Source organism: Microcoleus sp. B5-D4 (assembly GCF_036705145.1).
GTDB lineage: Bacteria > Cyanobacteriota > Cyanobacteriia > Cyanobacteriales > Microcoleaceae > Microcoleus.
In genome coordinates this window covers 21,460-44,788 of record NZ_JAUBTV010000005.1, presented here as the reverse complement: position 1 = coordinate 44,788, position 23,329 = coordinate 21,460, and the positions used below count along the sequence as shown (strand labels likewise).

At 46.8% G+C, this 23,329-nt stretch carries 19 protein-coding genes; 8 read left to right on the top strand and 11 right to left on the bottom strand.

What is annotated here, in order from left to right; genetic code table 11:
* Positions 1-95: 95 nt before the first annotated feature.
* The 5 genes from QUB10_RS03835 to QUB10_RS03815 form a co-directional block, all read right to left on the bottom strand.
* Positions 96-908: an MlaE family lipid ABC transporter permease subunit gene (locus tag QUB10_RS03835; protein WP_333199700.1), complete on the bottom strand. Its 813-nt coding sequence runs from the start codon at positions 906-908 to the stop codon at positions 96-98.
* Between the two features lie 217 nt (positions 909-1,125).
* Positions 1,126-2,160, bottom strand: coding sequence for a patatin-like phospholipase family protein (locus QUB10_RS03830; protein ID WP_333199697.1), 1,035 nt, complete (start codon positions 2,158-2,160; stop codon positions 1,126-1,128).
* A 93-nt stretch (positions 2,161-2,253) separates the two neighbouring features.
* Positions 2,254-2,874 (bottom strand): methylthioribulose 1-phosphate dehydratase, encoded by a 621-nt coding sequence (mtnB, locus tag QUB10_RS03825; RefSeq protein ID WP_333199696.1) that lies wholly within the window; start codon positions 2,872-2,874, stop codon positions 2,254-2,256.
* A 248-nt stretch (positions 2,875-3,122) separates the two neighbouring features.
* A complete protein-coding gene (locus tag QUB10_RS03820) occupies positions 3,123-3,791 on the bottom strand; it encodes an HAD-IB family phosphatase (RefSeq protein WP_333153956.1) in 669 nt (222 codons plus the stop codon).
* Between the two features lie 124 nt (positions 3,792-3,915).
* Positions 3,916-4,743, bottom strand: a complete 828-nt coding sequence (locus tag QUB10_RS03815) for a Crp/Fnr family transcriptional regulator (RefSeq protein ID WP_333199694.1) — start codon at positions 4,741-4,743, stop codon at positions 3,916-3,918.
* A gap of 355 nt (positions 4,744-5,098) precedes the next feature.
* On the opposite strand from QUB10_RS03815, the gene QUB10_RS03810 reads away from it, so the two are divergent.
* The 3 genes from QUB10_RS03810 to QUB10_RS03800 all read left to right on the top strand — a co-directional run bounded on the left by QUB10_RS03810 (position 5,099) and on the right by QUB10_RS03800 (position 8,677).
* Complete coding sequence (locus QUB10_RS03810; RefSeq protein WP_333199692.1) at positions 5,099-6,208, top strand: DALR anticodon-binding domain-containing protein; 1,110 nt, start codon at positions 5,099-5,101, stop codon at positions 6,206-6,208.
* Positions 6,209-6,866: 658 nt separating this feature from the next.
* Positions 6,867-8,396 carry an MFS transporter gene (locus QUB10_RS03805; RefSeq protein WP_333199691.1) on the top strand — a complete coding sequence of 510 codons (1,530 nt, stop codon included), beginning with the start codon at positions 6,867-6,869 and terminating at the stop codon, positions 8,394-8,396.
* A gap of 152 nt (positions 8,397-8,548) precedes the next feature.
* The gene (locus QUB10_RS03800; protein WP_333199690.1) at positions 8,549-8,677 is read left to right on the top strand and encodes a hypothetical protein; all 129 of its coding nucleotides are present in this window, start codon (positions 8,549-8,551) and stop codon (positions 8,675-8,677) included.
* Between the two features lie 159 nt (positions 8,678-8,836).
* On the opposite strand, the gene QUB10_RS03795 is transcribed toward QUB10_RS03800, so the two are convergent.
* From QUB10_RS03795 to QUB10_RS03785, 3 genes are all read right to left on the bottom strand, one after another.
* Positions 8,837-9,997 (bottom strand): ATP-binding protein, encoded by a 1,161-nt coding sequence (locus tag QUB10_RS03795; RefSeq protein ID WP_333199689.1) that lies wholly within the window; start codon positions 9,995-9,997, stop codon positions 8,837-8,839.
* Positions 9,994-10,365, bottom strand: a complete 372-nt coding sequence (locus QUB10_RS03790) for a response regulator (RefSeq protein ID WP_333199687.1) — start codon at positions 10,363-10,365, stop codon at positions 9,994-9,996. Before QUB10_RS03790 ends, QUB10_RS03795 begins: the two co-directional genes overlap by 4 nt.
* Positions 10,366-10,908: 543 nt before the next feature.
* Positions 10,909-12,372: an ATPase domain-containing protein gene (locus tag QUB10_RS03785; protein ID WP_333199685.1), complete on the bottom strand. Its 1,464-nt coding sequence runs from the start codon at positions 12,370-12,372 to the stop codon at positions 10,909-10,911.
* 97 nt (positions 12,373-12,469) lie between these two features.
* On the opposite strand from QUB10_RS03785, the gene QUB10_RS03780 reads away from it, so the two are divergent.
* The 3 genes from QUB10_RS03780 (at position 12,470) to QUB10_RS03770 (ending at position 15,862) form a co-directional block, all read left to right on the top strand.
* On the top strand, positions 12,470-13,906 hold the full coding sequence (locus tag QUB10_RS03780; protein WP_333199683.1) for an FAD-binding oxidoreductase: 1,437 nt from the start codon (positions 12,470-12,472) through the stop codon (positions 13,904-13,906).
* 282 nt (positions 13,907-14,188) lie between these two features.
* Positions 14,189-15,598 carry a heterodisulfide reductase-related iron-sulfur binding cluster gene (locus QUB10_RS03775; RefSeq protein ID WP_333199681.1) on the top strand — a complete coding sequence of 470 codons (1,410 nt, stop codon included), beginning with the start codon at positions 14,189-14,191 and terminating at the stop codon, positions 15,596-15,598.
* Positions 15,599-15,664: 66 nt separating this feature from the next.
* Positions 15,665-15,862: a hypothetical protein gene (locus tag QUB10_RS03770; RefSeq protein WP_333199679.1), complete on the top strand. Its 198-nt coding sequence runs from the start codon at positions 15,665-15,667 to the stop codon at positions 15,860-15,862.
* A gap of 183 nt (positions 15,863-16,045) precedes the next feature.
* Here the strand turns inward: QUB10_RS03770 and QUB10_RS03765 are convergent, their stop codons facing one another.
* Positions 16,046-18,277: a beta-propeller domain-containing protein gene (locus tag QUB10_RS03765; RefSeq protein WP_333199677.1), complete on the bottom strand. Its 2,232-nt coding sequence runs from the start codon at positions 18,275-18,277 to the stop codon at positions 16,046-16,048.
* A gap of 23 nt (positions 18,278-18,300) precedes the next feature.
* On the opposite strand from QUB10_RS03765, the gene QUB10_RS03760 reads away from it, so the two are divergent.
* A complete protein-coding gene (locus QUB10_RS03760; protein WP_333199675.1) occupies positions 18,301-18,486 on the top strand; it encodes a hypothetical protein in 186 nt (61 codons plus the stop codon).
* Between the two features lie 639 nt (positions 18,487-19,125).
* Positions 19,126-19,641, top strand: a complete 516-nt coding sequence (locus QUB10_RS03755) for a phycobiliprotein lyase (protein WP_333199673.1) — start codon at positions 19,126-19,128, stop codon at positions 19,639-19,641.
* 128 nt (positions 19,642-19,769) lie between these two features.
* Here the strand turns inward: QUB10_RS03755 and QUB10_RS03750 are convergent, their stop codons facing one another.
* Both QUB10_RS03750 and QUB10_RS03745 read right to left on the bottom strand, forming a co-directional pair.
* Complete coding sequence (locus QUB10_RS03750; protein WP_333199671.1) at positions 19,770-20,666, bottom strand: hypothetical protein; 897 nt, start codon at positions 20,664-20,666, stop codon at positions 19,770-19,772.
* A 5-nt stretch (positions 20,667-20,671) separates the two neighbouring features.
* The gene (locus QUB10_RS03745; protein WP_333199669.1) at positions 20,672-23,203 is read right to left on the bottom strand and encodes a DUF3769 domain-containing protein; all 2,532 of its coding nucleotides are present in this window, start codon (positions 23,201-23,203) and stop codon (positions 20,672-20,674) included.
* Positions 23,204-23,329: the final 126 nt, after the last annotated feature.

The following is a 23,329-nucleotide window of genomic DNA, read 5'->3' as shown; positions in this document are numbered from 1 at the left end:
TCAAAAATCCTCAAGCCCCCGCATTTATCTCGCGCAAGTCAATCGAAAATCGAAAATCAAAAATCGATTGACTCCTGCTATAATCGCCAAGATTATCAACTTCTGATAATCCCCAACTCGTAAAACATCAACAGCGATAAAAACAAATCCGCCACAAAAATAAACACCCACGAAGTCACCACCGCAGCCGTTGCAGCTTGACCTACTCCTTTCCCTCCGCCCACCGTCGTCAATCCCCAACCGCAACCGACAAGGGCAATTATTAACCCAAAAATAAAACTCTTAATCGCCACAGTTACTAAATCCCAAGGCCCCAAAGAAGTCCGCACTGATTCCAAAAATACCGACGGTTCCAAATTATAAAAATTAACCGCTACAAATAGCCCGCCCAAAATCCCCACCGCTACCGCAAAAATTGTTAAAATCGGCAGCATGATGCAGCAAGCTATCACCCTCGGCACTACTAAATAATCAACCGGATTTGTTCTCAACATATACAGGGCGTCTATTTGTTCCGTCACCTGCATTTCTCCTATCTCTGCCGCAAAAGCCGAACCGACTTGTCCCGCCACCACGCCCGCCGTTAAAAGTGGTGCTAATTCCCCACAAAATGCCACAGCAAAAGCACCTCCCACCGCCCCTACCGCCCCAAAGTGAACCAATTCTCTGGCTGATTGAAAGGTAAAAATCATGCCGCCAAAAAAGGCTATTAGCAGCACCGAGCGCAAAGAATCCAGACCTACTGTTACTAAATGTTCCATGATTTTGCGGCGGTCAATTTTGCCTTGGATTATGCGTAGCAGCACTTGGCCACCCAGGAACAGCGTCACGAAAAACCGCTGAAACCACCTGTTATTGAAGGTTTCATCTAAAGGTCGATCGTACTTTTCTTGGTATTTCTTAACCAATGACTGACGGCTCGCGATTAATTGCAAACAGGGCGAAGCACTGCTAAATAGAGATTTTCGGCAATCCTACGGCAATTATTGCACGATTTGTCAACATATATTTTCAGTCGGCTTGCCCTGCGGTTGGTGGGTTAGGCGCGGTTTAAGATTTATTTATTGGTGACTTAACTTAATCGTCGCGCCCAACCCACCCTACAATATGACGAAAACTCTAGGACTACTCCGCAAGTAACAAGTCGATAAACTTATCCAACTGTTCATTATTCTTTTCGGCTTGCTTCTTGCCAATTCTCAGCAGGTCTGATATTTTCTCTTCCGAGGCATCATCAATCTGCAGCGGTTGTTCGTGGCTCAAATCGGGAGTAATTCTCAAATATTGATTCGGTCTTTCAACCGCATCATAAATTTGAATTAGTTGATAATTTACAGTTTCCGCAACTCCCGTCATCATGATATTAATCAAAGGCTCAACCCACTCAACTTGACCCCAATTTTTTACTCTTTCGTAGGGGTATTTTTTCTGAGCTTCTCCGGTTCCCAAGGATAAAATTACCATATCTTTTGCTGTCGGGCCTTTGTCGGGGCGGTCGTCAGGAATTCTGAATTTATTTCTAACTTCTGCATAGGCACAAAGTGCGGGATTGTTTGCGAATACTCCCCCGTCAATTAAAGCGTAGCATTCATTGCTAAAAGAGTAGATTTTAGCAACCTCAAAATAAGAGGGAGCTGCCGATGTTGCTCTGGCGATATCTCTAATGAAATAGTCTTCTGCTGGACATTTTTGAGCATCTATTTGATCGAAGAAGTGAGCTTTTCTCCTTTCGATGTCGTAACTGCAAATTAAACAAGGTTTTAGCAGTTCGCTGAGTTTGTAATCGCTAAAATTTTCCCCAAATAATTTTTCTAAGGGTTCCCTGGGATATTTCTCATCTCTCAAACCATCTAGAGATCTGACTTTTTGCCATAATGAAGTCTTAAAAACGTCGCGGCCGCTCTTAATCGAAAAATTAAGAGCATCTTCGGCAGACCACCGAGGTCTGGTGGGATTTTCGCCGTCAGGACACAAATAGATGCAAGTTAAAATTCCTCCCGCACTCGTGCCCGCGATTAAATCAAAATAGTCAGCTATTCTCGCCTCTGGGTTGCCACTTTTTTGTTGCAGCTTTGACTCAACGCTAACTAAAACTTGCGCGGGAATAATTCCTCTAATTCCGCCTCCATCTATCGATAAAATCCTGGTATATTTAGCCATAACTGTTGTCTATTTTGGACGTTTGCTCGTTTCCTAATTTGAAATCCCTAAGCCTCGGAATGCATGCACCGCTCAATCTCTACTCTCAAATCTTCAATCTAAATTTAATTGGCGGGCTGCGATCGTATAGCGAAAAATGTATTCTACAATTTCTACGTAATTGTAGGCAGCGGCTGGCGAGTCTGCCCAGACTGTGATACCGTGATCGCGAATTAATAAAGCGGGTACAGAGGGCGCACAAATGGCAAAGAAGTCGCAAATTTCCTTGGCTATCTTAGGCACTTCTAAATAATTTGTAAAGAGGGGTATCGACACTTGCGGGTTTTCCTCCCACACCCCCAAACCTTTCACCATTTCGATCGCGGGTAAAGGCACTGCATCTCCTGCGGTTAGCCGAGAAACTAAATTTGCTTCAATGGAGTGCACGTGATAGCAAGCTTTAGCGTCTGGAAAACAATTGTAAACGGCTAAATGAATGCTGGTTTCGGCTGAAGGGCGGCTGTCGGCAACAGGTTGCTCAACAATAGCGCCGTCTGAGTTCATTCTGATAAAATCTTGTTCAGTTAACTGCCCTTTCGCGCGGCCACTAGCAGTAATCCAAAAACTGCCATCTGGTAAGCGGGCTGAAAGATTGCCAGCAGTCCCAACCATCCAACCGCGATCGTAAAAATGTTTGGCTGCTGCAATTAAATCCGATCTCAAATCGCCACTCATTGTTTACAAATCCTCAATTTTTAATCTACTTTTTACGTTAATAGGAATTGCGCTGGCCTATCTAAACGTAGGGTGTGCATTGTGCACCTTATATCAAATCCAGTAGCATCGGACTTATATGCACGGGGGCGGGTTTATTATATTGTCTATTATAGGCCATTGTTGCTGGCTCACGGGCCCCTACAAAATTTAACATCATACAATACCGATGCAAACGGAATTTATATTACCTGAGAAAGGCGATAGTTTCAATTCCATTTTTGGGACAAATTTTCCAACACATCAAAAAAATTATCCCATTTAGTATAAGGCTTTTGCTGTTCGTCTAGATACTGGGCAAGCCGATCGCGCGCAAACACCGAGGAAGCCTGCAAAGCCATATTAAAATCCGTCAGGGAATCTCCGATTGCCACCTGTTCCTGGGCCGGGTGCTGGCCCATCACCCGCACCTTAGACACCAATTCCTCATCTCCTTCAAACTCAGAATTGACTTGCAAGCGAGGGCCACTAGCATCCACATCCACAGCATAAATAACGCTCGCCCGGTGTACCAAATCGCCCATTACCGTCTCTACCATAATCCGAAGACCGCCGGAAACGATCGCAAAATCTACCTTTTTTTCGTCCAAAAAATCCAGCAACTCCAACAATCCCGGCCGCATCAGCCTTCCCCTAGAAAATTCCACAATTTCCCCGTAACGTTCCGAGGGAATAGACTCTAATAACTGCCGCACTCCCGATCGCAAACTCAGCCTTCTAGCGTAGATTTCAGGCATCAGTTGAGACGACAATTCGGGTGCGAAATGCTTGAGCATTGCCACAAAAGTTTCTTCAACAGTTATCGTGCCGTCAAAGTCGCAGAATACCACCCGTTGCTGATTGTTCGGGATTGAAGATTTTTGCTTGTCATCGGTCATTGTCAGTCGCACCTTTCGAGAACGGGAAAATTTTACACAATTAATCGTACACTGTCGAGCGATCGAGCGCGACTGCCCAAAACTAATAGTGACGTGCTGTTTGTTGGCAATTTACCGCAGGATTTTATGCAGATTCTTCGAGAGAATCTTCATCATCCAAGGAATCATCCAAGGAATCTTCCAGGGAATCTTCCAGGGAATCTTCCAGGGAATCTTCTACGTCCTGCTTGTGGTTTTTTGTCTTTTGGGGGTTAGACTTAGCCGGCAAACAGATTAAATTATCATCCTCAGTATTAATCAAACCTTTCGATCGCAACTTACCCATCAGTCGTGTCACCGTCACCCGCGTTGAGCCAATTGCGCTGCCAATTTGAGCGTGAGTCAAGGCCCAAGGCAGCCGGTAGCCCCGAACTACATCCGGTTCGTCGTCACTTACGTAAGGTTCGCCGAACTCCTCGATCAACAAAGTGAGAAATCCCAACAGTCGATCAATCGTCCGGCGCTGTCCCAAAGTGCTTAGCCAGAGAAGTTTCCGCTGGTGCTGGTAGCGAAACGCATCCAAAATTTCCCTGCGAAAGTGAGGCCAATTATCCAAGTCGTGCCAGTACATCCACACTACGTGAGTTTGATCGGCATGGGCGTAAGCTTGGAGAGTAAACGGAGACTGAGCAACAAGTTCAAAGGGCTGACCGGCCCCGACGAAGCCCAAAAAAGCTTCTTCTGTAGTTTTGTCAACGGATTTTGACTTCGCTGCTGCCGCGCTAACTTGAGCGCTGCCTACGAGCCGCACAGAACCTTTCTGGACTAAATACAGCAGTCCGGGTCTTGCGGGAATCCGCTCATCTTTGCTAAAAGTCCGGCAGCGGTAGTGTTCCTGGGCCCAGTCGATAATTCGCTGCCAAGTGATAAAAGGTCGATCGATAGTCTCTAGATGTGTGGAAGTTGATTGCATAAGTGAGGCTCTGGGATATATTTGATAGTGAGAAAAACAGCTTTTGCCAGCAGTGCGATACCAAGTGAGACAACCAACCCCCGATCAAGCTTGCACGCTTCTTAACTGTGCTGACTTTTCTTAGTTTTACCGAAAGATTTAATGTAGCAAAAAATACATCAAAATGGTAGAGTTCAGCAAAAAATTTGTCGTAAATTATTGTATAGTTAGCAAACAAATGGCTAGAAAGCCGATTAATTCGAGGTAGCCCTGATCCGGGGAGCTGATCGACTATCTCTGACATCAGCAGTTTAACGTACAAGAACAGTGCAAGTGGTAACAGTCGCTCGTTGCTCTTACGGTAGGATGAGCCGATATGGATACAGCAAATATGGAGCAGTGCCCGGAAGTTACAGTGAAGTGTTTCTTGCTTTCAAGGTTCCAAAGGGCGATCGGCCAGCAAGAGGCACTAGGGAAAATTCCATTAAATCTCATAGGTGGCACCATTCTCAAGAACGGGCAAGATGCCCATTCCACAAGAGATGAATTTTCTTGTGGATCAGGCAAGATGCCTGTTCCTCAACAAGTAATTGAGAATGGTGCAATATTCCCGTTAAATCTTAAATCTTGCACCATTCTCAAGAACGGGCAAGATGCCCATTCCACAAGAGATGAATTTTCTTGTGGAACAGGCAAGATGCCTGTCCCTAAACAAGTAATTGAGAATGGTGCAATATTTCCGTTAAATCGGAGTAAAGATAGCGCGCGGGTGCTGTACATGTCTGCGATCGCCCTGAAATTGGCTAAAACTTGGCAGCAGACACCGCAGACAATCGCTGCACAGTTGGCCGAAACACTCGAACCGCTGTGCTACCCGGATTTCGCCGTTAAAGTGGCGCCGGCGGGAATTATCGAGCTGGAGTTGACTGATGCAGGTTTAGCCGTCTGGTTGCAGCGTTTAGCTCAAACGAACCTCCCAGTTCCAGAATCTAGAATATTATCTCCTGTTGTGTGTGCCGATCGACTGTTTCCCATTCAGTACAGCCACGCGCGCTGCTGTTCCCTGCTGCGAATGGCCCACCGCGATCGGATAATTGCGATCACGCAGCCCGATGTCGCTACAGCGCCGGAAATTTGGTCGCTGGCGAGTCCAAATCCTATCCCTTGGATTGACGAGGGCGATCGACTGCGGTTAGTGCATCCTGCAGAACGCCGTTTAATATCCCAACTCTTAACAGTGCTAGACAATTTATATCCTACTTTTGATGTAAAGAACCGCGAACAACCTGTCAATTATTTCAAATTAGCCAATAGTTTGAGCGAATCATTTCAGATTTTTTACAGCCAGTGCCGAATTTGGGGAGAAGTTAAAATAGAACAGCCAAAGCTCGCCCAAGCTCGATTAGGTTTAATATTAGCAACTCAATCTTTGCTGCGATTTATCCTAGAAGACTTATTGAACGCTCTTGCTCCTTTAGAACTTTGATTAGGTTCTCATTTTTAGCAACATTTATTCATACTAAGAGGTGGGTTTCCGAAAGTTACCTTGACCGAAAGCGTCCAAAATAAAACCCCCCGGATTCATCCGTGGAAAAATAAAAAACCTGTATCCGATGAAACTTGCCCCCCGAATTTATCCGTGTGGTCAATTCTTTAATCTAAAATCTAAAATCTAAAATCGATTGACTTCTTCCATCTGAAAAGCTCTCTGTTTTATTGGGTTCACCCTGAAGAACCCAGTAACCTACTGTCGCATAGGAAATTTATAAAAACTTAGCTATTTATTGATTAATTATTATTATTAATCAATGCAATTAATAATAATTAATCGGTAATTTTGGCATTCTTATTTTTTCTAATTTATTTAAGTAATCTTTCTTTTTACTTGTGAGAGCGATAACTTTTAGCTCAATACGGTTCAGTTAAGCTCGATCCCCCCTACTAGCCATCCTTAAAAAGAGGGATATCAGAACTTACTCAAAGTCCTCCTTCTTAAGGGGGATTTAGGGGGATCTCCGAGGAATAAATAGTTGTAAACCAAGCGTATAGACTTTTAGCTTGCATCTATGGCTGTGCTCCTTAAAATACTTAATCTTATGTTATACAATTAAGCTGCGTAGCAGCTTATCTATTGGCTATCCAGTATGCTCGAAAAACAAGAAGAAGATTACAGCTTAGTAGGAACGAATCCTCTCGATCTTCAGGAAATCCAAGAGGATATAGCCTTACCAGAGACGGTACTTCTGACAAATGGGCATCTAAAACTTTCCAAACCGGAAACTCGATCGAGCCTCAGAGCACTAACTTTGGACGGTGTTTTCGCTACGCTTTTTTACAGCATCATCGGCGGCGCGTTGCTCAGTAATTTCTTGCTCGATTTGGGGGCTGGTCCAGTCGAAATTGGTATGCTCTCCTCCATTCCTCAACTGGTAAATTTGCTCCAACCGTTCGGAGCTTATATAGCAGACCGAACACAGAGCCGCCACTGGTATTCCTTCTGGATTTTCGGAATATCGCGACTGCTGTGGCTGATTCTCGTGCCAGCCCTTTGGTTGGGAGGCTCATTTCATCTGGCCGGACATCAGCTAGTGCAGTTGACATTGGCAATCATCTGGATAACTCAAGTCTTAGAATCTTTAGGTCGTGCTTCCTTCTTGAGCTGGATGGCGGCGTTAGTACCTCAGCGGTTGCGCGGGCGGTATTTTGGCTTTCGCAATAGTGCTGTCAGCTTGACGACTCTCATTGGTGTGCCGTTGCTGGCTCTAGTGGTATCGAACTGGCCCGGTGGAAAGCTCCAAGGTTACAGTGCCATCTTGGTTTTAGGAATTGTGCTTGGCCTCATCAGTCTAGGTTGTCAGTTCTTTATGACCGATGTGAACCCAAAGCTTGTACACACGCATTCAGATACAGGCGAAAAATCATCCACAGGGACAATTTTTAGCTTTCTCAAGGAAGCCAATTTTTTAAAGTTTTTGCTTTACTCTGGTCTATGGAGCTTTGCCGTTAACGTCAGCGCGCCCTTCTTTAATCTTTACTTGCTGGATGACCTAAAGATAGATGTCAGCGTGGTAACGCTCTATAGCAGCTTAGGTGCTGGTGCTAACTTGCTGATGCTGGTTTTTTGGGGGAAGCTGGCTGACCGGGTTGGGAATCGCCCGATTATGCTAGTAGTGGGAGTTTTGGTGGCTCTGACCCCTCTACTCTGGCTAGAAGGGGGAACGGCTCCAATTTTCCTATGGGTGTGGTTCCCGCTGTTGCACATCATCGGTGGTGCAACGTGGGCGGCGATCGACCTGTGCAGTGGTAATCTGATGATGTCGGTGGCACCACTGTTGAATCAGTCGATATACTTTGCGATCGCGGCCGCGGTTCCTGGTGTCACTGGGGCAATGGGAATCACCGTGGGTGGCTTTCTCGCCACTTTGACCAATCTCGGTGGCTTGCCAGGGGTGTTTGCCCTCTCAGCCGTCTTACGACTGGTGGCTCTCCTGACCTTGGTTTTTGTTCACGAGCAGCGTTCTGTGTCTTTGGGTAAGTTTTGGCTGCTCTTGTTGCCAGCTTGGTGGAGAAGAGTGGCAATTGAACCGGGAGACATCAGGTTTCAACCATTAATAGTTGAACAGTTGGACTGTCCACATGAAAGCTCATGCGATCGCTCTTCAACTCTTGATTGATTGTACGGCACAAGAGTCCGAAAATAATTCATAAAAGAGTTTATTAACCATTTTTAAAGTGTTAAAATACTCATCAGATAATCTCAGATGTGACGGTTGTTGGGTCGCTTTTTTTCAGAAATATAAAGTCTGGCTACTCAGATAAGTTTTGAATGGTATCTAATTATTTTTTGGGTGCGTTCAACATTTTTTACGATGCCGATCGAGCTTTGAGGAACGATCGCCAATTCTCCCGCTCGTCGATCGCTCCTGGAACGACGATGCTCAATTTCATCAGTTGACCAGCGACTGTTAATGGTTCTTCAAATTCTGGCGTTGTAAAATAGCGAGAGTGTTCTTAAGTTTTTTGAGGATACATATCAGGGTCAGACTACCACGTATAGCCTCATCCGGGCGTCAAAGTTATCAATGAATATCCCAATATAATGCCTGCATCTAGTTTAAGGCGTTGCAGGCGAGATTTGCTTTTTTCCAGGTTGTGCGATCGGCAGCGTTACTGTAAATGTACTGCCAACCCCTTCTTCACTGTTGACAGTAATTTCGCCACCGTGCAAGTCCACGCATTTTTTAACAATGCTCAGCCCCAGTCCCGTACCGGGAATTCGACCGACATTTTTAGCCCGGTAAAATGAATCAAACAACCGTTCTTGGTCGGCGACAGGTATGCCAATTCCTGCATCCTGTACCGAAAAAATAGCCTCGGCTTCAGTAAGTTTTAATTCAAAGATCACTTCGGTATTTGGGGGAGAATACTTAATAGCATTGGACAGCAAATTGCCCAGAATTCGCCGGAGTAAGCTTACCTCCAAACACGCCATCGCGGCTGGATGGTGATTTACAAAAATCAGCGTTACCCGATCATTTTCCGGTTTCAACTTCAGGCTGTTCTGAAATTCCCCTACCAACTCATTACAAAACTTTGCTAAGTCTATCGGTAGCAAGGAAAACCCGGTTTTTCCTGACTCAACACGCCCCAGCAACAGAACATCATCTAATAACAGATCAATGCCTTTTGCGGCGGCTTGAGTTTTGTCTAACAGTTCTTGTGTTTTCTCATCTGTTAATGTCAACTTGTACTTGGTAAGAAGTTGGGTAGTGCCGATGATGAAATTCAAAGGATTGCGAACATCGTGGGCAATCATGTACAGCAAAGATGTTTTCATCTCGTTGAGTTCTTGGGCTGTTTGCAGAGTGCGATCGAGTTGGTCGTGAGACAATTTGAGAGTTAAAGACAACTGGCGCGATCGCAGCAAAATCTCCACCCGCGCTTGCAATTCTATCTTCTCGATCGGAGCGATAATCAAATCGTCAATACTTTGCCAAATAAATTGCGTTGCCATCCCTACATCCGAGCGGGATGTAATCAAAAGAAAAGGCAAGCATACCGGGTGTTCTGCCTGTTTTTGGGCTGCCACCCATTGCCAGTGGCGTTTCAAGGAAATACCGTCAATTATCCCCAGGTCAAAAGATTGATTAAATGGTAAAAACTCCTCACTATTTTCTGTTGAGTTTGGCAGCAAAACCTCATAGTAAACTGCTAGCCATTCTAATAACAAGCGGCGATTTTCTTTCTGTTCGACAAGCAATAAAATTTGACTCACGCACGTTCTCCTAGCAAGCTGTGAACAATGGATAGCAAATCTCTAACGATCAAAGGTTTTACCAACATATTCCGAGCACCGTGGCAGAGGCTTTCGTGCTGAATGGCAGCGCTTTGTTTGGGCGAGAGTATCAGAAAAGGGATTTGGTGATTTCGCAGTTGTTCGCAGCACTCCCAAATCCGGCGATCGAAACCAGAAATATCTACTAAAGCCATCCCGATCCTAGCAGGCTGACTGATAGCTTGTGCAACATCTTCAAAGTTATAAGCCGCGATCATCTGGTATCCTTCTTTGTTGAGAAACTGTGCTAACAGTTCCAAGTTGCGCTGATTGCGGTCTACGGCTAAAATTATTGAAGTGCCAGTCATTTATCAGCTTCCTGTGAATAGGGGTTATAACCATTTTAGATTTTAGATTTTAGATTTTAGATTTTAGAAGGGGGAGTGACTGATTGGGAGCATCTCATATTTGTAAAAACACTTCTTCTTCCTGCTTCCTTCTGACTCTTTCCTCCTGACTCCTGACTCCTGGCTCCTAACTCCAATTTTGGGCTGGGCTGCTTTCATTGAGATGCTCCCGACTGATTATATATGGGTTGGGAGGTGGCCTAAAGTTGGATTCTTTTTTTATCTGGTATTAGCTTACTTTTCGGCGAGGGATTACATAGGTTTTCAGTTGAGTGAAGTACAGATGCTGGGGTACAGGATACGGCCGCGTGCCCTGTGCCTCTACTGTATTTCAGAGAATTGAAAACTGCTATAAAAGTCGAAAAATACACAAATTTACCAATATATTTAAGTTTTCCAGGACTTAGGCTAGTGGTGAGGTGCGCGGTGCGCCCCTACTGATTAGTAGATTCACGACTGTAAAATTAGCTGCAATTGCCCCAAAACAGCAGCACAAATCCCGATTCAATCTTCCTCCCCTCCCGCCTCAATCCACACCGGCGCCGAACTCAAAATGCCGCGCAGCCCCGCTATCGGTTTGCTGACTTTGATGCCGTAGCGAGTAATCTCGAGTTCTCGCAGACTTCTCTCGAAATTGCTGACTCGTTTTTTAATTACTCCGATCGCCTTGCGGATTTCTGTCCTATTATGGAGTTGGCATTCCAGATAACGTAGAAACAGAAGATTATCCGCCAAATAGCTAATCCCGATCTCGGTCAGCCGAAAATCTCCGCTAATGGCTTCTACCTCATTAATCAAGATAACGGTGACTCCCATATTCTTCAGATACTTACACAAAGCGTGCAAATTGTGCACCAAATCTTGCCCCTGCATCGAAAGCTGATAGCCAGAAATACTGTCAATCATCACAATCTGCGTCTTTTCCTGCTCCACCTGCTGGCGAACCATAGAGGCAAACTGATCCGGCGAGTACAGCAAAGGTTCCACGGGTATCACGGAAAGACTTCCTTGCCCCATCATCGCCCCAACCGGGATGTTAACTGATTCGCAGCGCTGCAGCAGAGTAGAACTTGACTCCTCAAAAATGTAAACTACTGATCGCTCCCCCCTTCCCGCCGCTTCCTTCATAAACTGAACCCCCACCGTCGTTTTACCAACGCCGCTAGGCCCGGTAATCACCGTGACAGTCCCCCGTTCCAGTCCCCCGTGCAGTAGTTCGTCCATTTCTGGAACCCCAGAAGAAATTGCTTCCGCAACAAAATCCTGTTGAAAGTTATCTGGAAGCAGTCGCGGAAATACCTCCATACCAGCCTGAGTCAGGCGCAGCGAATGGCGGCCGCTGCGGAAGTTGGAGCCTCGCAGCTTGGTGACAGACATGGCGCGTCCTTCAGGGCGGAGTTCTAAATAAATTACTCCGTCGCTGATGAATTGCAAATCGTCATCGGGAGCACTTGAAGTGCCTTCTGAGGTGAACACCACCGTCGCCCCCCCTTCGACTAAAAAGCGCAGAAAAGATAGAACTTGTTTGCGGAATTGGAACTCATCCGCAGCTAAGTAGCGAAATTGAGTTATCGCGTCCAAAAACACCCGTTGTGGCTTGACAGCTTGGACTCGTTCGATAATCTTTTGTGTAGTCGGTTCTCGCTCCACCTCCGAGGGCGAGAAAATGTCATAAGTCTGAACTTCTGTAAAAAATTCTGAGGATGGGCTCAAATCCAGGAACGCCATCGCTTCCATATCAAAACCGAGACTTGCGGCATTGGCCCGCAATTGCGCTTCGGGTTCTCCTAAAGTAATAAACAGGGGCGTTTCTCCCAGAGCCACACCAGCAGCCAAAAAGTGAAAGCCGAGTGTAGTCTTGCCAGTACCCGGGCCGCCACGCACCAGATAAGAGCGTTGAGAAATTAGGCCGCCGCCAATCACTTCGTTGAGACCGGTAATTCCCAGAGAAATTCGGTTTTGAGACATTTGTTTCTTCATGTTTTGAATATCGGGCCCGTATTAATATTTAATGGTTTTAGGCAATGTTTTGAGAATTTTTTTTACCGGGCGTCTGATAACCTTCATGAAATCTTTTTCTACCGAAAATTACGTAAGCACACAAGAATTAGAAAGTATTGTCGGGACTGCTGGCATCTGTCGCTGGCAAGATACAGAGCTATTTTGGCAAGAACGGGTAGAAAAAGCAGTTGCCCCCGACACGAAAATAGATTGTACCGTTTACCCCAATACTCAGGAAGAACTGGCGGCTGTCATTGCTTGGGCTGGGCAAAATCGCTGTGCAGTCTTGCCCTGTGGCAGCGGCAGCAAACTTGATTGGGGCGGTTTAGTCAAATTAGACTCCGATCCCCCCCTGCCCAGGGCGGGCACGGGGGCACCGCCCCTACAAAGGGGGGAGCAAGATGTTGTCAAAGTGGGTCTTTTTAAGGGGGATTTAGGGGGATATCCTGGGGCAGGGGGGCTTGTGGCTGTCAGCACTTCGCGCCTCAATCGACTTGTAGAACACGCTGTGGGCGATTTAACCGTGACTGCGGAAGCGGGGATGAAGTTTGCGGATTTGCAACAAATTTTAGCTGCAGCAGGTCAATTTTTGCCGATCGATCCAGCATATTCGCAACAGGCAACTTTGGGCGGCATTGTCGCTACTGCTGATGCGGGTTCCTTGCGGCATCGCTATCGGGGGGTGAGAGATTTGCTATTGGGAATTACCTTTGTGCGATCGGACGGTAAAATTGCCGTAGCCGGGGGTCGAGTTGTTAAAAATGTCGCCGGTTACGACTTGATGAAACTGTTTACTGGTGCTTACGGTACCTTGGGCGTCATTTCTCAAGTAACTTTCCGAGTTTATCCGCTGCCTGAATCATCGGGAACCGTAGTGCTGACAGGGGAAGTTAATGCTTTGTCCCAAACGGCTCAAATCTTATTATCCTCTGCTTTGACACCAAGTGCGATCGATTTGCTGTCACCTGAATTAGTGGCAAAATTAGGCTTAGGAAAGGGCACGGGATTAATCGTCAGATTTCAAAGTATCGCCGAAAGTGTTAAACAACAATCAGCCCGCTTGCTGGAAGTTGGCGAAAAGTTGGGTTTGCAAGGCACTAGCTGCTGCGAAAATGATGAGCATCAGTTATGGCAAAGATTGCCAGAAACTATGTGGGATTCTGGCACAAAGTCGGCAATTATTTGCAAAATAGGAATCAGACCGTCGGAAGCTGTAAGGGCCCTTAACGAATTGCCGGTACAGGACGCTTGGATTCATGCAGGCAGCGGTTTGGGGGTTTTGCGGTTTGAGAATGCGACGGCCCAAACGCTGTTGCAGGTACGCAGAGGGTGCGAAGCGAAAGGCGGTTTTCTGACTGTTTTAGCAGCGCCGACCGACATCAAGCAACAGTTAGATGTTTGGGGCTATACTGGAAGTGCGATCGATTTAATGCGCCGGATTAAACAGCAGTTTGACCCGGAAAATCTTTTGAGTCCCCGTCGTTTTCTCAGCGGTATTTAGTTGAAACTTTGTAGTCAGAAATTCAGTTTCATTGGTGTCAACTTAACGTCTTATGTAGTACCGCTCTACTGTTTGACGATTAGGCTCTAGATCCCCCCGGCGCCAAGGGCGGGCACTCTTGGCACCGCCCCTAGGTCGGGGGGGACAGGAAATGCTCAAAGTCAACCCCTACTCCCCAACAATCAGGGGGATTTAGGGGGATCTAGACTCAGCTAAAAGCAATAATTCTCAAGGGTTTTAGGCGATAGTCACTAGGAACCAAAACAATTAGGTAATATATATATGCAAACTTCAGAAAAATCTCAAGTTCCCAGCGACAATTTAAGACCTGCCAAAGAAAGCAATTTTCTAGCACAAAATCCCCACTTAGAAACCCTCGAAATCCCAGGTTTCGACGCCAACAATCCGCCCGACCCGAAATTAATCGATACTTGCGTACACTGCGGCTTTTGTTTGTCAACTTGTCCGAGTTATCGCGTACTCGGCAAAGAAATGGATTCGCCTAGAGGTCGCATTTATTTAATGGATGCAATCAACGAAGGCGACGCACCATTAAATGAAGCAACCTCGCAGCATTTCGATACTTGTTTGGGCTGTTTGGCCTGCGTTACAACTTGCCCTTCTGGAGTTCAATACGACAAATTAATTTCCGCCACTCGCCACCAAGTTACTAGAAATCAGGAACGCACTTTTTCCGACAATGTAATTCGCACTCTGATTTTTAATCTCTTCCCTTATCCTCACAGATTGCGGCCTTTGCTTGTACCGCTGTTTATTTATCAAAAATTAGGACTGCCAAAACTTGTCCGCAAAACAGGTTTGCTGAAAAAAATATTTCCCCGCTTGGCGGCGATGGAATCAATTTTGCCGAAAGTTACTGTCGATTCTTTCCGGGATAATTTACCAGAGGTAATTCCGGCAATAGGTGAAAAACGCTATCGAGTCGGTGTGATTTTAGGCTGCGTGCAGCGGCTGTTATTTTCGCCAGTTAATGAAGCTACGGTGCGTGTTTTGACGGCTAACGGTTGCGAGGTTGTGGTTCCTAAAAGTCAGGGATGCTGTGCTGCTTTGCCGGAACACCAAGGCCAAGCGGAACAGGCGAAAGCTTTGGCGAGACAAATGATTGATAGCTTTGAAAATACTGGCGTTGATTTTGTGATTATCAACGCTGCGGGCTGCGGCCATACTTTGAAAGAATACGGTCATATTTTAGCAGATGACCCGCAATATCGGGAGAAAGCTGAGAAATTTGCTGCTAATGTTAAGGACGTGCAAGAGTTTTTGGCAAGTGCGGGAATTACGGCAAAACTCAATCCTTTGATTGATGGAGATTTGACAATTGTTTATCAGGATGCTTGTCATTTGTTGCACGGCCAAAAGATTAGTTTGCAGCCGCGTCAGTTGCTACAACAAATCCCTGGGGTGAAGTTAAAAGAACCTGTGGATGCGGCTTTGTGCTGCGGGAGTGCGGGAGTTTACAATATGCTTCAGCCGGAGGTTGCTGATGAATTGGGAGTGCAAAAGGTGGAGAATTTGCTGAATACTGGGGCGGAGTTGATTGCTTCTTCTAATCCGGGTTGTTCTTTGCAAATTAAGAAGCATTTGGAGTTGCAGGGAAAAACAGTTACTTTGATGCACCCAATTGAGCTTTTGGATTATTCGATTCGCGGGGTGAAGTTGCTGAGGAAGTAGTTTTGTAGGGCGGGCGGTGTCTGCCCTATTTTCGATGCGCTCTTTTGTGAATGAGATTTTTTTTTAATGAATTGCAGGAATTCACAGGCGGGCCGCCTGTTCCACAGAGGAGCGGCGGGTGAAGAGTGGCAAATTTATCGCCCTGACGGCGAACCGTTTACAAGTTATGAGGAGGTTTCTCGCAGCTTGGAACAAGCCGAACAGCGGGCTGCTGTACTGGCAGAAAGGCTGCGAGCGATGGCGATTGACCCGGAACAATTGTAAACTAGATTGGGGAAAAGAGCGATCGCACTTTTAAATTTTAGCAAAAGTGCGATCGGCATAACAACTAATGACTAATGACTAATGACTAATGACTAATGACTAATGACTAATGACTAATGACTAACAACTAACAACTAATGACTAATGACTAATGACTAATGACTAATGACTAATGACTAATGACTATTTCCCCTCTTCTAACCTCAAAAAATGCACCTGTCCCGAAGCTTCCGCCACTACGATTGTCACCCCATCCGGTGCAATAGCGCAAGCTTTCAAAGCACTATCTCCGCTGAAACTAGCAATTACTTCTCGACTCAACAAATCCCAAACTTTGAGAGTATTATCGTCCGAAACAGAAATTGCCTTTGTTCCCATAGTCGCCACAGATGTTACCGCATCAGCATGACCTGCCAAAGTAAAAACTTCTTTTCTACTTGACAAATCCCAAACTTTCAAATTGTGTTCCCGCCCGCCAGAAATCGCCCATTTGCCATCCGCCGTAACTGCCACAGCATTCACAAAACTCTCATGACCTTTGAGAGTGAAAAGTAGATTTTTGACGGCTAAATTCCAGAAATTTGCCAAAATATTATTTTCTTTCCGCAAACTCCAAACTTTCAGAGTTTGGTCGCCGGAAGCCGAAATAACCCGCTTGCTGTCGGGAGTAACTGCCACAGCTTTTATCCCGTCCTCATGACCTGAAAAAGTAAAAAGTTCCTCTCCTGTTTCTAGATTCCAAACTTTAATAGTTTTGTCTCCCGAACCGGAAATCGCCATCGTTCCGTCTGGCGTCACTGCCACAGAATTTACCCAGTCTGTGTGACCCGTGAAAGTAAAGATTTCCTTTCCGGTTTCTATATCCCAAAATTTCACAGTTTTGTCGCCGGAACCCGAAACTACTCGCTTGCTATCCGGTGTGATTGCGATCGCTTTTACCCAATCTTTATGTCCCGGAATAGTAAAAATTTCCTGTCCGTTTTGGAGATTCCAGACTTTAATGCTGTTGTCTCCAGAACCGGAAATTGCTTTCGTACCGTCTGCCGTCACTGCTACAGCATTTACCCAGTCATCGTGACCTGCAAATGATAAATTTTCTTTGCCTCTTTCTAAGTGCCAAACTTTGAGAGTTTTGTCAGAGGAACCAGAAACTATCCTCTGGCCGTCGGGGGTAACAGCCACAGCATTCACTGGGGCGATGTGATTGGTAAAAGTGAAAAGTTCTTCTTTTGTTTCCAGATTCCAAACTTTTAGCGTTTTGTCGCCGGAAGCCGAAATTACCCGTTTGCCGTCAGGACTGACTGCCACAGCTTGAACGAAACTGCTGTGTTTTCCTAAAGTGAAAAGTTGCTTTCTTTCTGACAAACTCCAGACTTGAACAGTTCCGTCGTAACTGCCGGAAATTATGAGTTCGCCGTCGGGAGTAACTGCTACACTTTTTACCCAGTCTTCATGACCCGTGAGAGTAAAAAGTTGTTTTCCGGTTTCTAGGTTCCAGACTTTCATGCTGTTGTCGCCTGACCCGGAAATTAACCGTTTGCTATCAGGAGTTACTGCTACGGACTGGACAAAACTGCTGTGACCTTTGAAGTTAAAAGTTACTTCCCTGCTTGTCAAATCCCAAACTTTAATACTGCCATCCCAAGAACCAGAAATTACTCGCTTGCCGTCGGGAGTTACTGCTACTGCTTCTACGGCAAAAGTATCGCCTGCAAAGGTAAATATTTCTTGTCCCGTTTCTAAATCCCAAATTTTAATAGTATTGTCCCAAGAACCGGAAATTACTTTAGTCCCATCGGGCGTGACAGCTACAGCATTGACGTAGGTAAGATGACCTTTGAGGGTGGCAAGTTCTTCTCCTGTTTCTAAGTGCCAAATTTTGAGATTGTGGTCGGAGGAAGCAGAAATTGCCCGCTTGCCGTCGGGGGTGATTGCTACAGCTTGTACCCAGTCTGTATGTCCGGTGAGGGTACGCAGCAATCTCCCGCCGGGAGGGGTAAAGCTGGGCGTTAGCGGTCGCAGCCAGGGGGTTGTTTGGTGTTTTGCCTGTGCTAGCAGTGCTTGAATTTCTGGACTTTCAAAGCACATCAAGCGGGCTATTAGTTGGGTGGCTAGTTGGCTTTTATCTGTGGCTAGAATGTGTGCTGACAGCCGAATTGCTTCTTGGATTAATTTGAGTTGGTCGGCTTTTGGGTCTGAGATAATAATATCGGGATTTGTTGCTAAATCGTAATCTTCTATTAGGGCCTGTACTCCCGATGCTGACAGCTTGGCTTTAATAAAGTTGTAATCTGTTAGTAAGCTGTATAATTTTTCTGAGTCTGAATTCGCTGCTAGCTGACTGGGCACGATTCCCAGGTAGTGCGTCTGTTCTGCAGGCTGCATTTTATCCAGCCCTTGTGTAAACTCGGTCATAAATTTACGGATGTGTTTTTAAAATGTATACGATCGCTAGCTGCACCCTACCGAAAAGCCGATCGACAATCTTTTCTCTTAGACTTAGCATGACATATTTGAATGCTATGTGCTACGGGCTTGCTGTCCTCGGTTTGGTGATGGTTGGAGGAATTGCTGGTTTTTTAGTCGGAGTCTGCTTTGAGAATTTTCAAGCAGTGCGCTTATAATAAATCGCCGTCAATATAATTCAACTCAGCAACGCCCAATTTACCGATAGATCGACAAAAGCTTAGATATATCGTTGCTTTTCTTAACATAGCTGGTATTTGGGCGATGATGGTCGATCGATAAACACTGTCAATCGATTTTAGATTTTAGATTTTAGATTAAAGAATTGAAGCCTTGACCCCACGGATAAATTCGGGGGCTTGTGTATCGGATACAAGTTTTTTATTTCTGGACGGATGAATCACGTGGCGGGTATCCTGGATGCTTTCGGTCAAAGCTAAAAAATTTCAGGTATCGTAATCCTATTTAATGTGCGAAAAAGACTTTTTATAACGAAACATGATGGCGGATGATCTAATTTTCTCTCAAGTCGGCCGCATCAGCGAGGCAGATGTCCTCCTGGTTGGGTTTGCTACCTCAACGGCATCTGCAATCTGCTTTACCCAAAGCTCTCAGAAAGCTTTGCAGGTGCGCCCCCTTCCTCTAAAATATAGAAAAGGACTTGCACTCTTAAACCGGGTTTCTAGACAAAATCATTGGTTTGGCCGCTAGTACGCAGGAAGAAACCGGGTTTCTGACTCCATAGCGCGCAAGTCACGATCGCAAATAAAGCAGTATTGACTTTAGAGACAAATTTCATGGATGTTATCGAGTTTTTCGAGTTAAGTGCAGGCAAATGGTTTTCTCAGCGTACCGTACACAATCTCAATTCTGGGGAATTGCAGGCGGGTAAATCCGACCTCAAAATAGAAATACTGACAGCTAGCGATGCAGCAGTCGTCAAACTTTGCCAACAACACTCGATTAACCCGGCTTCAACTGGGCTAACCAGCGTTCGGATTAGTTGGGACGGTATTCCCGATCGCGACAAAGCTAAACAAATCGGTTCTACAATACTAGCGATCGTACCAAATCCCGACAATCCAAGCGAAGGCAAAGTGTTGCAAGACAAGGGTAATAGTCGCTACGTGATGGGCGATGACGTGCTGACATTGATTACAGAATCAGACACCCTCCATGCGGAAGAAAGGCTGTGGTATCTCATGCCCAATTTGCGGCTGCGGACTAGCGTTGTTAAGCAAGCTAACGGTACCGAACAAGCTTCTTTTTGTTCGGAAATTCGGATGGGAGTAAGTGCCCCAAGTGAAAAATGAAAAATAACTATCTATAGCGGTTCTCAAGCGTGGTGAGGTATGGGGGCGAGTCCTATGCCCACGGAGGCCTATGCCCTATGCCCGCCAGAGCACCTCATGTTACTGATAAAGGCTATAGTTCCCAAAGTTTACACTCTATTTCTGCTTTCTCCCTTCTTTCTTCGGCCTTCTCTGGCAATCGCTTTTAACTTGGTGTGAAAATCAGTGTGTTTGACAACTGGGAATGATTTTGCCACAGGTTTGTCCGCTAATTTTTGCTCGGCTTCGGCTCGATCGGCGAGGGCGGTAACAGCCACATCTTCATATACTACAAATTCTGTATTTTCTTTGGTGCGATCGTCGGCGGCAGGCAATTTTCCTGTTTCCTCGGCATCTGTGTTTGGGACTTCTGCATGAAGTGCCACATCAAGTTGCGCCTCTGAGGGCCCACGCCACTCTAACTCTGCGGCAGTTACTTCCGATTCCTGGTTTGATAAAAGTATATCTTCCTGTGGTAGTTGAGCAGCATTTTCCCCGGTTAAATTTTGAGGAAAATTATTGCATACCAAGCGTTCAAACTCGCGATTGAAATGATAGAGAGGTTGACCTATCCGATGCCACATACTCAATAGCTGTCCCACAGAAACAGCCTTGTAGCGGCCTTGGTAAAGCGCTTCAACCACTGCTAAACGCAGCCAATAGCCGGGATACTTGGTTAGCCATTCACCCGCCAATTTCTCGGCTTTTTTGCCACCTAGGTCAAAACCGTAGTGAACCAGCAGAGCCGCTGCTTGTGCAGATATTGCGGTCACTTCTGTCATGTGTTGTCTGTTGACTGTTGACTGTTGACTGTTTTCTGTTTTCTGTTGACTGTTTTCTGTTTTCTGTTGACTGTTTTCTGTTTTCAGTTGGCGGTTGACTGTTGACTGTTTTCTGTTGACTGTTGACTGTTTTCTGTTGGCGGTTGACTGTTTTCTGTTGGTTCCCAATTCCCAATTACCAATTACCAATTCCCCATGCCCAATGACCAATGCCCAATTAGCCAATTGAATTAATCGGATAAACGCACTCCTCCTTCTACAGTTCGCGCGTCCCCGGAAAAAGGTTGGGGAGTCCCATTCCAGTTGAAGTCGCTAATTCTAAAAGTCAGGCTGCCGACTTGACGCTCAGGATTAAAACGCAAAATGATTGCGTAGCTGCGGCGACTGTATTCTAAAGTGTAATTCGTACTGATTGTTTCCCCGCTTTCTAAATTAATAGCACTTTGAAATCCAACTCGAAAGCCTCCGTAAACTTGCTGGACAAGTCCAAAAGACAGGACTCTCAAATCTACTAAGCGATCGAATAAAAACGGCGATATACCGTCCCGTCCCACCTGGGTATAAGTCACGTTAAACCCAGTGTAATCGAGGAAAGGGCGGGAGAAATGACCGAACTGCCCTTGAATGCCGACGCTGCCAGCGAGGGAATTTTGTCTGTCGCCACTGCTGTAATAAGTACCAACTCCCCGGAGTCCCAAGGCCAGTTGCAAGAAAGGAACCACCGGCGACCGCGTATACCTCAAACCCTGGGTGGGAGTGCGGGGCAGCGGTTCGCCCTCCCACAGGTTGAAGCCGCGACTCAAGGCGAAGCTGACTTGGGAACGGCCCAGATCGACGCGGTTGTTTTCCCGCACTGGTTCGAGCAAGTCTGCTCGATCGGTGTCAGCATTGATAAATTGATACCCAGCTTGGTAGCTGAGATTGAGGCCGGTGCGTCCGAGTGGGATGACTGGGGAAGTGAGGACAGCCCCCAGGCTGCTCTGCACGGTTTGATAGCCCAGAGAACCGTTAAACAGTCGATCGCGATAACTGTATTCTGCAGCCAGAGAGTGAGTGCCGATCAACTGTCGCAGGCGCAAATTGCCCCGAAAGCTGTTTTCCGGCAAATTCGGGAAATCTTCCAAACTCAGAAATATTGCCGATCCATCCAGCCTGGTGCGCGGGCCGAGACTAGCGCCCAACCGCGCTTTGATCCCGTAGCTGTCGGGAGAAAACGGATTACCGCCGTGCTTTTCCACAACCCGCTGCAGGTAAATTTGGGGTGTCAGGGTTAGTCGCACCGGCCCGTTTTGCAACACCTCAAAACCGCACTCGGCATACAAACCGCCGCGGTCGCCTCCGTCGTAGCCAAAGGTCAAACACGGGCCGTTTTGCTGCCGGCTGTCAAACACTTGCCTGCGGGGATACACGGGTATTTTCACCCGGTTGTCGAACACCAAGCGGGGTTTAGTTGTGACCAATTCCTCAGCCGTGGGCGAAATCCTTCTAATCGTCGCCCTCCGGGCCCTGTATTCAAATTCCGGCGGGGAAAACGGGTCGTTAGTAAGCCGAATGTTGGTTGCTACCCTCGCGCCGTCTGGCAGGAGTTCGATGCGTTCTGCTTCAAAGCGGACGCGGTTGACGGCGCCGATAACTTGGGGGGCTGCTAACTGTCCGCCGCCCCCGATGGTAACTGTGGCAGCTCCGGGGGATTTGACTCCGCGCAGGGGCTGCTGGCTGGTAATTCGATCGCTCAGTGGCTGTTCGAGAATCGTCCCCGCACTGATATCTGTCGGCAGTGTGGGGGTGAGTTCGCTACCTGCTGCGGGCAGGAATATTTCGCCGCTGGCTTGTTCGACTGCACCGCTGTTGAGCCCGAGATTGAAGTCCATCCGCTGGCCGCGCACTACTTGTTGGCCGCGGGTATAGGCGACATTGCCGGATGCTACCACTTGGCGGGTGACTAAGTTGACGATCGCCCGATCGGCATCAATCACAGTTTGCCGGAACCGCACAACGACATTACCAACCGCCGTGACAATTTGCTGCTGGTCGTCGAATTCTTGGCTATCGGCCTTAACTTCGATAGTATCGGCCGGAGTGACCGGAAAAGGCACCGTCCGCCCAGAAGGGGCGGTGCGGACTCCCGGCGGCGCGGCGGGTTTAGGTTTCGGTTTTGGCGCAGCGGGAGTTCTGGGTGCGGGGGCAGTTCCTGGTGTGGGAATGTCGAACTGCTGTTGCCCGCTGGGTGCTGGTTCCGGGGCGGGTTCTGGAACGGGAATCTCCGCAGGTTCGGGAGGATTATCTTCTAACTGCCGGCCTTGGGCCTGATACCAACTTTCCTGCTTTCCGACAACATTCCTCTCCTGTTGTTTCTGCGCCTCTGCGGTTCGTTTTCTATTGCGAATGGCAACGGCATTTTCTACCGAACCCAATTGGTAAGCAGTAAACGAGGAATGTTTCGGAGTTTCCGCTGTTTCGGGTTCTCCCACAGGTGCCGGACGCTGAAATCCCAGAACTGCGTCGCCGCTTTCCACTTCCGTTAGGGGGTCGGCGATTTCTGGAGGCTGGCCGGTGGCTGGCGTAGAGCCCAGGAGTGTGGCTGCGGGTTCTGCTGGGGCTGGTGTGGGTTCTGGCTGAACAATATCTGGGCTTGGTTCCGGTATTTCTGCGGGGTTGCTGCGGGTGTCTCCATCGCCGGCCGCGACAGTGAGGGCGACTTTTTTTGGCTTTGCGATGTAGATGATGGCAGAGGGTTCTGGCGGCGGTACCGGATAGGGCATAGTTACAACAGGTAAGTCATCCGATTTTAGATTTTAGATTTTAGATTTTAGATTTTATAGGGTGCAAATTATTGAATATTTTGCATCTAAAAGGCAACTTTTTAGAGATTAATCTGACATCTCAAA